General features: G+C 60.1%; 11 protein-coding genes. 2 read left to right on the forward strand and 9 right to left on the reverse strand.

Annotation, left to right across the window (positions count from 1 at the left end; translation table 11 throughout):
• Nucleotides 1–47: 47 nt before the first annotated feature.
• From AC1RJY_RS21510 to AC1RJY_RS21520, 3 genes are all read right to left on the reverse strand, one after another.
• On the reverse strand, nucleotides 48–713 hold the full coding sequence (locus AC1RJY_RS21510) for a hypothetical protein (protein WP_498603418.1): 666 nt from the start codon (nucleotides 711–713) through the stop codon (nucleotides 48–50).
• On the reverse strand, nucleotides 710–1351 hold the full coding sequence (locus AC1RJY_RS21515; protein ID WP_498603420.1) for a hypothetical protein: 642 nt from the start codon (nucleotides 1349–1351) through the stop codon (nucleotides 710–712). The genes AC1RJY_RS21510 and AC1RJY_RS21515 overlap by 4 nt, the downstream gene beginning before the upstream one ends.
• Nucleotides 1352–1542: 191 nt before the next feature.
• Nucleotides 1543–2001, reverse strand: a complete 459-nt coding sequence (locus AC1RJY_RS21520) for an HD domain-containing protein (protein ID WP_498603422.1) — start codon at nucleotides 1999–2001, stop codon at nucleotides 1543–1545.
• A 303-nt stretch (nucleotides 2002–2304) separates the two neighbouring features.
• Here AC1RJY_RS21520 and AC1RJY_RS21525 point away from each other — a divergent pair, with 303 nt between their 5' ends.
• Both AC1RJY_RS21525 and AC1RJY_RS21530 read left to right on the forward strand, forming a co-directional pair.
• Entirely contained in the window at nucleotides 2305–2544 is a 240-nt protein-coding gene (locus tag AC1RJY_RS21525) for a hypothetical protein (protein ID WP_498603424.1), read from the forward strand.
• An 88-nt stretch (nucleotides 2545–2632) separates the two neighbouring features.
• Complete coding sequence (locus AC1RJY_RS21530; RefSeq protein ID WP_498603426.1) at nucleotides 2633–3055, forward strand: hypothetical protein; 423 nt, start codon at nucleotides 2633–2635, stop codon at nucleotides 3053–3055.
• 101 nt (nucleotides 3056–3156) lie between these two features.
• On the opposite strand, the gene AC1RJY_RS21535 is transcribed toward AC1RJY_RS21530, so the two are convergent.
• The 6 genes from AC1RJY_RS21535 to AC1RJY_RS21560 all read right to left on the reverse strand — a co-directional run bounded on the left by AC1RJY_RS21535 (nucleotide 3157) and on the right by AC1RJY_RS21560 (nucleotide 12940).
• Nucleotides 3157–3468, reverse strand: a complete 312-nt coding sequence (locus AC1RJY_RS21535; RefSeq protein ID WP_498603428.1) for a hypothetical protein — start codon at nucleotides 3466–3468, stop codon at nucleotides 3157–3159.
• A 28-nt stretch (nucleotides 3469–3496) separates the two neighbouring features.
• Complete coding sequence (locus AC1RJY_RS21540; RefSeq protein WP_498603430.1) at nucleotides 3497–5755, reverse strand: FtsK/SpoIIIE domain-containing protein; 2259 nt, start codon at nucleotides 5753–5755, stop codon at nucleotides 3497–3499.
• Between the two features lie 415 nt (nucleotides 5756–6170).
• Entirely contained in the window at nucleotides 6171–6839 is a 669-nt protein-coding gene (locus AC1RJY_RS21545; RefSeq protein WP_498603432.1) for a hypothetical protein, read from the reverse strand.
• Nucleotides 6840–6852: 13 nt separating this feature from the next.
• Nucleotides 6853–8451 carry a peptidoglycan DD-metalloendopeptidase family protein gene (locus AC1RJY_RS21550; protein ID WP_498603434.1) on the reverse strand — a complete coding sequence of 533 codons (1599 nt, stop codon included), beginning with the start codon at nucleotides 8449–8451 and terminating at the stop codon, nucleotides 6853–6855.
• On the reverse strand, nucleotides 8448–10457 hold the full coding sequence (locus tag AC1RJY_RS21555) for a hypothetical protein (protein WP_498603436.1): 2010 nt from the start codon (nucleotides 10455–10457) through the stop codon (nucleotides 8448–8450). Before AC1RJY_RS21555 ends, AC1RJY_RS21550 begins: the two co-directional genes overlap by 4 nt.
• On the reverse strand, nucleotides 10454–12940 hold the full coding sequence (locus tag AC1RJY_RS21560; protein ID WP_498603438.1) for an ATP-binding protein: 2487 nt from the start codon (nucleotides 12938–12940) through the stop codon (nucleotides 10454–10456). Before AC1RJY_RS21560 ends, AC1RJY_RS21555 begins: the two co-directional genes overlap by 4 nt.
• Nucleotides 12941–12942: the final 2 nt, after the last annotated feature.

The following is a 12942-nucleotide window of genomic DNA, read 5'->3' on the forward strand; positions in this document are numbered from 1 at the left end:
AGAGGACCTGGCCACCAGCATCAGCCATCTCCAACCGCATGGCTCGACTATTTCTTGTCGATGATGTCGTCAACGTAGAAGTCATCAGAGACCGTGTCTTTTTCCAATCGCACCGGCCCCATGGTTAAGTCATGCCTTTCCGTCTGGGCCTTGCCCGGAGGGCTTATCGCCTGCGCCGCGGCCCTGACTTGGACTTCAAAGCCCTCCGGGGTTTTTTCTATCCGGGACTCCACGGCGCCGACCGGCCATCCTTTCCGTTTGCCCAGGCGGATGTCACTGGCCAGTGACCTAGCTTTGCCTTCACCATCCGGCTCATAGGTTTTCAGGGTCATCCAGCCATCTGTCGGAATCTCCTCCAAAGAAACGGTGCGTGTCGGACGCGCTCCCCTGCCGGCATCCAAACCAAGTTGGGCGTGTGTGAGGATCTCTTCGGCGGGCTGTGCCCGGAACTCATCCATGACCCACCCGAAACGGCGCTCATCTATTCGCCGCACGGACTCAACCACGGCCGGCACAGCAGCTGCATCGATTTCCTTGAAGTCCACACCGTCCACCCAACCGGCGCCCGGCTCAAACTCCTGGTAGCGGTGCCAGGCCCCGGTGTTGGACACCCACACAAAGAACCGCCAAGGGCTCTGCTGCTCACGGGCGCCAACCCACAAAAGCGCCCCGGTTTCCTGGTCTCGGACCTCTTCAAACTGGTAGGTGTTCATTTCTTCCTCTTTTCGACCTGGATGCCGCCGAGTTTTCTCATGCCGCGGATCTTCGCCGGTATGGGGACTGAATCTGTTGCTGCTTGCATCCCGGCAACCAGCCGGTCTCGTTCTGGATCTCCTTGCGGGAGGACCCGGGCTTTCTCATATCCAACGTGGATCTCGTCCTTGACCTTCTGCGACAGTTCAGAGTGGACCTGCAGCTCGAACCTGAGCCCGCCTGGTGCTTCGAAAAGGAGATGCAAACCCTTATATGCGGAGCCCTCCAAGTAGGAATGCTCCGCCTCAACGACTTTGTACCCTGCACGCCCCATCCTGGTGACCACTGTCCTGGCCGTGGGAACCAGGGAATCCCCGTCCGGGGCAATGACCGTGTACCTGACGACGTCGGTGAGCCTGGACGCGACATCATGCGGGGACTGCGGATTATCCGACTGCGCGGTACGCCTGACCCTATCGGCAATTTTGCGGGCCAACGAGGATGGTGACTTAAGCCTGAATTCCAATCCATGCGCCCGGGATCCCGGCGGCAGTGCATTCAATACCGTGCTGGTGATCTCAGGTTCCACAGCCCGGACGTCATGCAGAGTTCCAACAGCCTCCGCGACCACAGCCTTCGGCGCCGGCCGGGCCTGCACAGGCGTTCCTGGAGGGGGCTCAGGCGGTGACCAGAGGTTCGCAAGCGGAGGTTCAGCGTGTCCAGGGACGCTCCAGGTAACTCCCGGCCTGTCGTCGGAAGCTTCCGGAAGCAGATCCGCGTGTCCCAGGGATTGGAGACGCCCCGCGTCCCTGTCGCACCGGCGGCCGCCTTCAGCAAGAGCTCTACACACTAGCCGGCACCCTGCAGCAGGCGCTGAGACTTTTCGTACTTCCTGGCCAATCTCTCCGCTGTGGCAGCGTCGAGGAACTTTACCCTCTCGGGGTCTGTGTTGTCGCGCACATCCGCGGCCTTGACCATCAACGCTAAGGGATCGGACCTGACCCTCCGGAAATAATCCTCAGGGGCCTCATTGGCCCGTTTGGTCATGGCGTCCACGCCGGCCACCACCGAGTCAGGGAATCCCAGTTCGCGTAAATTTTCGAGAGTCAGGGCCGTGTCTTCGACAGTGTCATGCAGCCAGGCAACAGCCACGGCCGCACTGGAAGCATCAGGGAAAAGAGCGATGAGATGGCCCGCAACACGGGCCGGGTGCTCGATGTACGGGGCGCCGGCTTTGTCCCGCTGGCCGGCATGCGCAGCTGCAGCTATCCCCTGGGCGTATGAAGCCAACTCAATAGCATCTCTCATGTGTCCAATCTACGAGTTTCCTGATGGAGAAACAAGGCAGAACACTCACGGCTTTCAAGGCAAAGGAAAGCGGCCCCTCGAACTCGACAGGAGAAGGGGCCGCTTGAGCCACATGCTAGGCCCGCACTCGGCAGAACGCCAAGATCCGCGCTATCCTGAATGCCGGCCCCGCCAGGGTCAACTCGATCTGACAATTGGGCTCCATCCTGGCGGGGTCTTTTCGTACCCTCGCTCGGTGCATTGACAGAGAGTGTTGGCATGCCTACATTTATATATGTCAGATCGAGTAAAGGCGGATTGCCCATGCTTTCCCAAAACGCTGTCGCCGTCATCGAAATCGAACCCAAGGCACTGGCCAAGTGGGCCGCTGCCCAGCCGGAGATAGTTCCCGCAGGCTGGGGCTGCTCCGACGCCGAGGCGGCCCTTGCGCTCATTGGCCGCAACCCGGCTTTCGCCCGCCGACTGGCCGGGATGTACATCTGCGCCCACACGCCGGCCGCGACTCCAGTTCACAGAACCAGCAGAGCGACCCGAAGCGCCTGACCGCCGCCCGTGGCTCGCGAGCTTGACCGGCAAGTCTTCCGTCCCTACGATTATCTATGTCAGATCGAGTAAATATTTAGAGGTTCAAATGTCCACTCTTCATGAGCTGCACCAGCTCCGATCGTCCGTTGAAACAGCCGCGGAAAGGCGCGACGACACTATTCAGGCGCTGGTCTCTGCCGTTTCAAAACTCGCAAACCAAAGTCTTCCGATCCGTACGCTTTTGGATACGGCCGGGATCAGCAAGCAAACCTATTACCTGCGCCTTGAACGCGGACGGTCGGATCATCCGGAAGTCCACGACCTGGAGTCCATCGCCCCGCTGCGGACAGCAAGGAACAGCGCTGACAAGGAACTACTGCAAGCCCTTGACGCCAGGACGGCCGGCATTGCGGCGGTGGTGCACCAGTTCTCAGCCAGGGAAATCGCCGAAGCTGCAGGAGTGTCCGAAGTCTGGGTGAGAAAGATACGCCGCCGCACCACAGCATCAGAATCTTCCGGAGGTTCCTGACAGTTCGGAGTGGGTGGGAAAGAAGGAGAGTCGGGGCAACTGCCCTCACTCTCCTTCTTTAGTTCCGCTGCTTGGGGGATCCAGGCCCCGGGAAGGAGCGGTCAAACAACCATTTTCCGACGCTGGTGCCGGCGGATAACAAGGTAGGCCGATCCGAGTATCAGGACCAGAATCCCGCCAGCTGCAAGCAGTGCCCGTCCGGCGTCGAGTCCGATAGTGGGATCCCCGGGCAACGCGAAAAGGACCGCCGTCCCTTGGACCAGGATCCCGGTATTGAGTGCCCACTCTTTGGCTGGTTCCATGAACGTGAGCAAGCCGCCCAGTCCCCCGGCTGATATGACCAGCATCGCTATCGTGACCAGGCCCATGAGCTCCTGAAGATCCGATTCAGGACCTGCTGTTTCTTTTTCCATCACTGTTTCCTGCTTTCGTAGATTTTGTTTAGCTAGCTGGGCGGTAGGTGACGATTTCCCCCAAGCCCGCGATAAGGGCGGTTTCCTGGCCGTCCTCCGTGGTGCAGAGCAAGGCCCACGCCTCGTCGTCCGTGTCATCGGGCAACCCCTCTTCGGTCACGACTGCCCACGTGCCGGCGCTTTCATCTATGAGGATCATTGATCCCGGCTCGATATCCTCGATGGCTGCCTGGGACTCGGATCCATACGTCTGGACGCCGGAGCTATCGGGTTTCTGTTCTGCGGGGACAGGTGGGGGTACTTGCAGAAAGGTGACATTGTCAGGAATCTCATCCCCTGCCCGTGACAGTTGAAGCACCGACCGTTCCGGACGCGCCCGCAGCTGCACGGCGCTGTCCGTGCCGCTGAGTACTTCCAAACGTTCAGCTTTCTGAACTGCCGTGACCACTTCCGCTGCGTCGTCATCCTGTGTGTTGTCATCCTGGTCCGGTGAATCCGGCTGCTCATGTCCACCCTCCCGGGACGGTAGGGATGCCTGGCTGAAGCCCTTGGCCGGATTCGGGCGGACGAATTCCTCGTCGTCAGGCAGGACTATTCCAAGTCCGTGGAGGATTGCGCGGTCGTTTTCGCTGAGTCCGCTCTGAAGCTTGGGCGTCCAGTAGATCTGCGCGTGCTCGGGAACCACGCCCATGCCCACGCTGACCCAGGCGCGGCCTGGAAGGTTCTCCAACCCGGATGTCGCAACGGTGCTGCCAAAGAGCATCTGGCTGGTGGTTGTTTCGAGGTTTCGTAGTGCTATTCGAACTGCGAACTGGCTTCGGCTCGAAGTGCTCAGCCATGCAGCTGCTGCCTGCTGGGATGCAACCATCACATGTATGCGGGCCTCTCGACCCAGTCTGAGAATGGATCCCAAGGTGCCCATCGCGGGGTGAGTGCTTCCCGCTGGTGCTTTTTCAAGATCAAACCTTAGTTTCCAGTCTTCCTTTCCCTCCCCGGATACCCACCAGTCCGAGAGCATGTCATTCATTTCCTCGCCCTCATCAATGACAAGCACGACAGGATCCAGGGTTTCCCTCAGGTGCGGGCCTTCGGATTCGAGGAATTCATACCGGCGGTCCATCTCAGCCTTGACCTCAAAGAGGGCGTCCACGATGGCCTTCTCTGTGGTTGCTGCTTTCCGGCCCCCGGGTATGAGATCCAGGTTGAAAAGCCCAATACGCTTTGGGTCGATGGGTACGATCTTTGTCCTGCCCAAGGGGAGGCCCAGGAGGATCGAGAGTATGAGGACCGTCTTACCACCGCCCGTACCGCCGTTGATCAGGAGATGAGGCAGTGGTGCGTCCAGATCCCAGATGCACGGTTCACCGGTTCGGAACTGACCAAATGCGATCTTCATCGGCTCGTCCGGATTTCGTGGCGGGTGCGGGATGACGTCCGGAAGTTTGGGGGGATGGGTAAAGACGACATAGTCCTCCTCCGTGTCCCACTCGGCCTTCCATTCGCCCGGTACGGAGTTCGAGAACTTTCGGGTTTTCAGGGTCTGGACGACCCTGTTTTCGACAACGTCACTGATGTCGTGGCGGATGATGACCTTCTCCAGAACATCGTTGTCCCAGAAGAGTTCATAGGTGGGCTGCTCACCAGCACCTCGGGGTGTGAAAAGCTTCTTGACGATTTTGTCCACGCGCTGCTCAACCTTGCTGGGAGTCTCTTCGGAGTCCGGAGCCGGGGCATGTTCGGTGACTTCGTACACCAAGGAACGGCCGCGGGAATTTTCCGAGATCAGGCGGTACGGTCTGCCAAGCCTGTCCTCCAACAGTTCCGCCAGGGTGTTTTTGAGGGACGGATTATCTGCAGCGCCCTGGGCATACCGGATCCTGACCCGGGCCGGGTAGCCAATCCATCCGCCCTCCCATTTGAGTACCTTGAGGCACTTACGGGTCAGATAGGTCGACACGTGCACGGCAACGTCTTCGGTTGCTCGGTCTGCAATGGCCGAACGTTCCTTGTTCCTTAACCCGATGGCAGTGACGCCAGCTGCGCCAGCGAGGCCGGCTGCAACCGTGGCCGGCAACGCTTCGCCGTATCCGCCCACCATTTCGAAGCCAGCCACTGCAGCTGCTGCCCCTGGGATGCCGAGCGCAGCGAACGGCCAGTTCTGCGGCTTGGGTGGCAGCGTTGGCGCGATCTCAGATCGAACGCCCTGGTATCCCCATTGGTGGACAACCGGCTCCGTCACCTTCAGCGGACCGGAAGCTGTTTTGGGACTCCTTGCCTTGGACACCATGCCCTCACCTCTCTCTCCTGCTGCCAACAAAAGGTGCAGGAAAGACAGGGAAACGGACCGGCCGGAAACAAAATTTGGGTTGCTATTGACTTGACAGGGTGATTAGACTCGGAGCGGAACTCCAAAGGAGTCAGTGCTCTCACCGAGTCTAGATACACCCCTGTCTGCGCCAGCAATATACGTTGACTGCGCATTGACCGTGTATTCATCTCTCATTCAAACCTCAGCGCCTCACCATCACACGCGAACCCACTCCGGAATCCACGCGCACCCAACAAGAACTCAACCCTTTGCCGCCAGGACGTGAACTCTTATCAGCTGGTGATTGGCCACGATCAGCATGCAGCTTTAAGCACAGATGAGGCCCCACCGTGGCGGGGCCTCATTCAGCAACGGGAGTTAGGTCGCTGCTGCGTTATTCCTCGGAAACCCTTGGCGGGTTCGACGGTGACAAGGCCGGCGCTGGCAGCTCCGGGACAGAACCTCCTGTGACTTCGTCCATCGAATCAATCCGCCATTGGCCATCCACCAGGAGTACGGTCACGAGTTTGGCAAAGGGCTCGAACGTCTCGGCCTGCCGCCCATCGATCGCCTGGCTGATCCGGTAGCGCGCCAACACGGTAGCGGACCCCTTGCTGAGGTCCTGGGCCTGGACTACCTGGAGGCTGTCGATTCTGGCTTCACGGATGATTCGTTCCTGGACCAGCTGCTGCCAGGCCGTGCCTGCCGCACCGGCCGGGTACGTTGCTTTGAGCTGGGCAGCATAGCGATCAGTGGTGAAGTGGGCAGCCCTGTCCACCCAGGCAGTGGCCGATCCGTCGTCCCACCGCTGCCCTGAACGGGCGAAGATGAAACCCTGGACGGCTGCCGTGATCGCGTCCTCCTGCGGCTGTGGGAGGGGGCTTGGCATATTCGGATCCAGCAACGGTGCTTTGTCCGGGGAAGTTGTGGGTGCCGGAGCAATGGGTTCCGCTGCGTTGGTTTCCTGGGACTGGCCTCCGTTGTCCTTGTTGATGATGCCCAGGACCATGAAGACCAGAGCTATGGCCAGGAGAACTAAACCAACGATGATCTTCTTCTTCAAGAGATCTCCTTCGTCACGAATCAGCGATGAGAGTGAAGTACTCGCTTTTGGAATTCCAATTCACCGGATGAAGCAGGGTTCCCGATTTGGGGTTCAGCGCGGAGTACATCATTCCGTCCCCGGCGTAGATGCCAACATGTGTCCAGTAGTTCGGTCCGTCCACAACTTCCACGACCAGGTCTCCTGGTTGGGGGGTGGTTGTCTTCTTCCCCACGGTCCACTGTTTGATGCGGGGCACCCCCTGTATGCCCGCATTGTTCATGACCCACTGAACATATCCAGCGGCGTCCCAGGCTTTGAAGCCGGTGCCGCCCCAGACATACTCGCCACCAAGACCTTCCTTTGCCGCCTCAATGATTTTGCCCCTTGCTGAGGCGTCAGCTCCGGGCAATGCCTGGCCTGCGCCGAAGGCAGTGCTGGGAGTGCAGGAGGTGTTCGAGGAGCCGCCTGTTCGGGCCAGCAAGGCCCGCGCCACTGGTTCCCACTGGCTGTAGGCATCAGGAACTCCTGAACGCTGAACGGCCTGCGCTGCATCGTTCAGGCTCATCTGTTCCCATCCCGGGATCTGAAGCAAACCGGGGGGCCAGTTCCCGGCAGTATCGTGCTTGCCCCAGAATTTGAGTGCGGATTTCTCGGGGTTCATCAGATCTGCCACGGTGCCCCATCCCTGGGACGGACGCTGCTGAACAAGACCTACCGAATCATGGTCAGAGCCGATGTCATCGTGCGGAAGGCTTAGGGATTCAGGGACGGCGTTGTTTGCATACATTTTGAACTTCGACTCCTGCAACGCGGTCATCAGGAAGACCACGATCGCTTTCTCGCTCACGCCGGCGGTACGTCCGGCCTTGATGGACCGTTCGGCGTTCTGAAGTTGGGATGGGCGAAGGGTGATGCTTTGCCCCGCGGTATTTGCGCTCGTGAAGAGCGCGGCCTCAGCCTGGGACGCCGGCTCCTGCTGGGACACCTGCTGTTGAACAGCAGCGTTGACGGCGCCGGATCCCCCACCGGTTCCGAGGGTAACGCCCCTTGCTTTCATGAACGCGACCGGTTCCACGTGCGCTCCGTTGATCTGCACTTCGAAGTGCAGGTGGGCCCCGGATGACATTCCGGTGCTGCCCACGTTCGCCAGGTGTTGTCCTGCTTTGACTTTGTCGCCGCGGCGGACCTTCGTGGTGCTGTCCTGGGCGTGCCAGTACCAGAGCTCCACTCCACCGCCGGCGTCAATGATGATGCCGTTGCCGGTGTCACCGACCGGATTTGTATCCCCATTTCCATAGGCGGCGATAACGGTCCCGGCTGAGGCGGAGACGAAAGGTGTGCCTGCCGCTGGGGCGATGTCCTGGCCGGTATGGAATCCGCCGGCTCCTGCCACCGGGGCCGGGCGGGGACCATACGGGGAGGTCATGGGACCGGCCACCGGGTTGACCCACCCATCAGAAGACACAGCGCCACCGGCCAGGCAGATCGTGGCGGACGCTGAATCTCCTCTGGTCCCCAGCGATGCCCCAATCACGACGATGGGCAAGGTGGTGATGAATGCTGTGAAAAGCAGAACCGCGGTAACAGCCAGGGCGACTATAGCCTTGAGTTTCGTGCCCTCAGGTTTCATGCGTTCTTACCTACCGGATCCGGAGTCCCGCCGTTCTCCCTGCGGGCCTTTCGACGTTCCTCGTACCGGTTGGTTTTGTTCTCACCGGTCGTAAGTTTCGCGCGGAGTTTCTCTGCCCGGTCGGACCCGGAGTGCTTCTGCAGCCGCTTTTGAAGCTGCTCTTCCTTGGTCTGCAGCTGCGCCCTCCACAAGTCATCGGCGGGAGAACCGTGACGTGGCAGGCGGTCCTTACGGACGTCCAGGGCATCAAGTTTTGTGTGCACCTTCTCCTGCCGGCGGCCAAGCTTCTGCTCTTCCTTGCCGATCTTTTGCCGGAGGTTCTCATTGCGGGCGGTCCGCCGGGTCGGTTCATGGGTAACCCGCTGGGTCGCTTCCTTGGCCTTGTTCGCGAATTGCTGGGCTTTGGGAATGATGACCGTGGCCACCTGGACACCCCTTGCTGCAACACCAATGCCGGGCACCTTGCTGGCCGCAGCCAAGGCCTTGTGCAGCTTTGCTCCGCCAACACGCTGAACAGCTTCTCCGGCAGCCGAACGGGCAGTTCCCGCCCCGCCACCAGGGCCCTGGACGGGAAGCGCGCCTCCATCACGGCTGCGCTTCTCCTGACGGGTGACGGCATTGGCCGTCCGGAACGACTGAGCAGTACGGAAGCCTTGCTTAGCCTGCTTGACGACCTGCGAGCCGCTGACAGGTGCGGGAGCCGCCTTTCCCTTGGCCCCCATAAATCCGGACATCTTGGCCGCCACCTTGTTGGCAGCTTGATGCAACCTTTTCCGGAGGACGAACATCAGGATCGCCCCGCCGATGTACAGGAAGCCCAAGAGGATGAATTTGTTGCGCCCGAGGCCGTCCAGGGCGTTCATGACGTCGATGACAAATCTGAGATACAGCACCAGAACACTTAGGGAGCCAGCCACCATCGCCAGGGAAGCCGCCACGGCTGCAAGGTCCTGCCAGAAGCCTCCGCGTTCTTCCCCGGGAAGGAGCGCCAGGTATCCGGAAGGAATGAGTTTCAGGACCCGGAAGCAGAGGTAGGCAACGGTGGCGATCAACACTATTCCCAGGACGGCGGCCATGATCAGAAGCAGCACGATACTGAGGATGACCCCGCCCAGGACGTTCAGCTGGCCGCTGGGGTGTTCGATGAAGAATTTCGCAGCCGGGTCGCATGCGGCCACGGCGTCTCTGACGCTGTTGTCTCCGGTGTCCCCCGGCTTTACAGCTTTCATCTTGGTGTCGAAGACGGTCTCGCATTCGCCGGTGAGCTTCTTGCCGAAACTGACATACATGGCCGGTTCGCGGAGGAAGATGTCTGTGAGCTGCTGGTTGAAGGACTCATCGATGACGTCTTGGGCGGACAGGCCAGTCGCTGACTGGTTTTTACCGTCCGTGGCGATGGCCACTGCTACCTGGCCGCCTCCGTTGATGGCCTGCTGCAGCCAGCTGTTGGGTCCGATAACAGTACTGGCCGGGTTTGCCAGGACTCCTGTAAGCAGCGAAGCTACCAACGCCGTGGTCGCCAAGTTGATGGCGCCGTGGGAGTACCTGCCTCTGGCCATGGCGAACCCGTAAACCAGCGCGGTCAGGGCCAATGCAAGTGGGATGAAATTCAGCCCGCCAAAGAGATCTTGAATCGTCGTGGCGAACCCCTCGATGGGGACCGTGATGATGCCTACCCATTGGAATGAAAGCAGCCATTTGAAGAACCACATCACGAAGTTCAGTGAGTCGGTCAGCCCTGGCCAGATCAGGTCGACGTAGACGCCGATGACGAGCTTGGTGAAGTTGTCCATTCCCCCGCGGTCGAAGGGCAGCATCTTGTACTTCTCAGCTGGCACGCCGTGGGAGTCCTGGACGCCCCCGAGTTGGTTCTCCTCCGGAAGGGTGGAGTCGTCGGCGTGCGCTCCCACGGAGAGAAACATCAGGATGGTTAGTGTCAGGAAGAAAGCCATGACCGTCCTGGCCAGCCAGGGCCTTGACGTCAGCTGAGCTGCGAGACGGTTCATGCTGCCTCCGCGTCCGGGGTAGTCAGGATCGCCTGGAAGCGTTCTTCGCGCGCTGGACGGGTTACCTGGATCTTTCCGTAACGTTGGGCCGCATCGCGCATCAAGCCCTCGCCCTCACGTCCGGGGAGGATCTTGTTGTTCTCATCCATGGGTGAGAGATCGGTGGTGACCATCTCGATGAGTTCTTCATCGGTGCTGTCCAGGCCCAGCCACTCCAAGGCACGGATCGCGAGTTTCCTGTCCGTGTGCCTCATGACGATGCGGACAGGGATCATGCCCCGTACCACTTCGTTGCCGAAGTCCAGCTCCGCGTCGTGGCTGCCAAGACCAATCGCCGCCCTGGAACGGCGGCCTTCCCTGACGAAGATCTCCACCACATAGGTTCCTTCATCGGACAAGGTGATGTGGTGCGCTTCGTCCACAATGAATAGAGCAAGTTCTGTGCGGTCTCGGAAGCAGAACTCCTTGGCGATACGGGCCATCAGGGCATACAGGCTTCGGCCGAAGATCTTCTCAATGGACAGGCCCTTGAACAGGTGCTCTGACTTGAGCTGGTCTGCGGTGGGCAGTTCCAGTCCTCTGGTGCACATGACTAAGCCGCGGGCATCCAGCGGAAGGGGCGGCAGCTTCCCGTCAAAGAGCACCCGGCCCAGCTTCTTACGGGCGAACGCATTCATCCGCCGTGCGAGCTCAGCCGCCCCTTCCAGTTCACAATCCGTGGCGAGGTGCTGCAGCACAGATCCAAGCGAATCCAGCCCGTGGGCCAGAAGGTAATCATGGTCCAGCACTTCGGACAGAGTGATTCCCAAGTCATCTGTCGGGGCAATGTTCAGCAAGGTGGTGAACACGGTTTCGACCATGGATGCGCCCTCTTTGGCGCCGAAGAGCCTCAATGGGTCCAGGGAATACTCCGGGTTGACCAATTCCAAGGCAACACAGTCGGTGACCGATGCACCGAAAACGGCCCATTCCTTCGTGTCCGATCGATCAATGACAAAGAACCGGCCCCCACGGTCAACGACGTCTCCGGTCACTTTTTTGAGGAAGAAGGATTTTCCGGCCCCGGTTTCTGCGCAGCAAGCGAAGGATCCTGACTTGCTGCCCAGAATCGAACCTTCAATATCGAAGAGCACCGGGGTTTGGCGGCTGGTGGAGATGTTGAGGGCAGCGAGGCTTCCCTTGGTGGCTCCCAGCTCGGTGGAGGCCAGAGGAATAGCACCGGCCAGCTCGCGGCCGGTGGTCAGCTGAGCGAAGTCTCTGACCTGTCGGGACGTCGGGACACCGACTTGCATGGACCACCAAAGATCTTCCTGTCCGCCCAACGGGGCTTCCAGAACAATTTCCATGCCCTTGTAGAACGTCTCGACCTTAGCGGCCAGGTCCTTGGCGGCTTGGGCCGTTTCCGCGCCCACGGCAAAGATTGCCGTCATCTGGACCTTGGTTTCCTTCTCGGAACGGTTCAGAGCCGCCTGGAACGCAACGAGGTCCTGGGCATAGGCATCCAACTCCGAACTCGACCCAGTGATGCCTTCATCGGTCCGCTGCCAGTACTGATCCGCGAGAGTTGCCTCGGCTTTTGCATTCTGGCGTTTGGCGACATCAGCGCCGGTAATGGTCAGGCGCAACACGAAATCGACATCCAGCGGCAGCGTGTCAGCGAGATAGAGCCATTCCGTCCCCGGGAAGACCATACCCCCTCGCGGCATTGCCGAGACGGCCTGCAGAACCTGGTACGACGGCGTCTCCGAAGTAGCAATCTTCAGGAACTTGCGAGTGAACGGGTTACGGATCTTCCCACGCTCATCACTTTGACCTCCTTCGTCAATCCAGGGAGTTGGGATGGCTGAGCCGAGCTGAACGATTTCCTCTGTGACATCGCCTTGAACCGTGGATGTGGGCACCCGGCCGTCAGCGCCCAGCCCGCGCTGGGCATTATGGATAGCCATCCAGACGTGCTCTGCCGGGGTTGCTTTCCGTGGTTTGAACACACTGGGAATGAGCTTCTCGATGATGTCAGCCTGCAGTTGATAGTGCTGAAGCTCTTGCTCCGAAGGAACTATGCGGGGAAGTGCCAACAGTTCAGCGAATTCATGGTGAAAGACCGTCACCGCCTGCTTCACCGCTGCGTGGGCACTGACCCGAAGAGGAACCGATAACCAGAAGGCCCTGGTCCCCAGTTGGATGTCCTCCAGGGAATCCAGGGTTTCAAGTACTTCAGCCGCGCAGTCCGGATTGGCCTGCAGATCCACGCCCTCGATCATTTGCTCCACGACAGAGGCCGGGTCCACGTCCGCCGTCAGGCCGAGCACCAGGGCTTCCCCCTCGAACGCCTGGAACAGCGCCTGGTGGAATGCTTTCACCGTCTTCTTGATCTTCGGTGGGCAGTAGCCGTAAGGAACAGGGCTCAGCCGGAAGGAAGCCCAGACGGTACCGGACCTGGTGAACATGAGATTGCTGGTCAAGGCCGTGGCTGGCGTACGCATTG

Source organism: Arthrobacter sp. GW822-FHT05G07 (assembly GCF_058799755.1).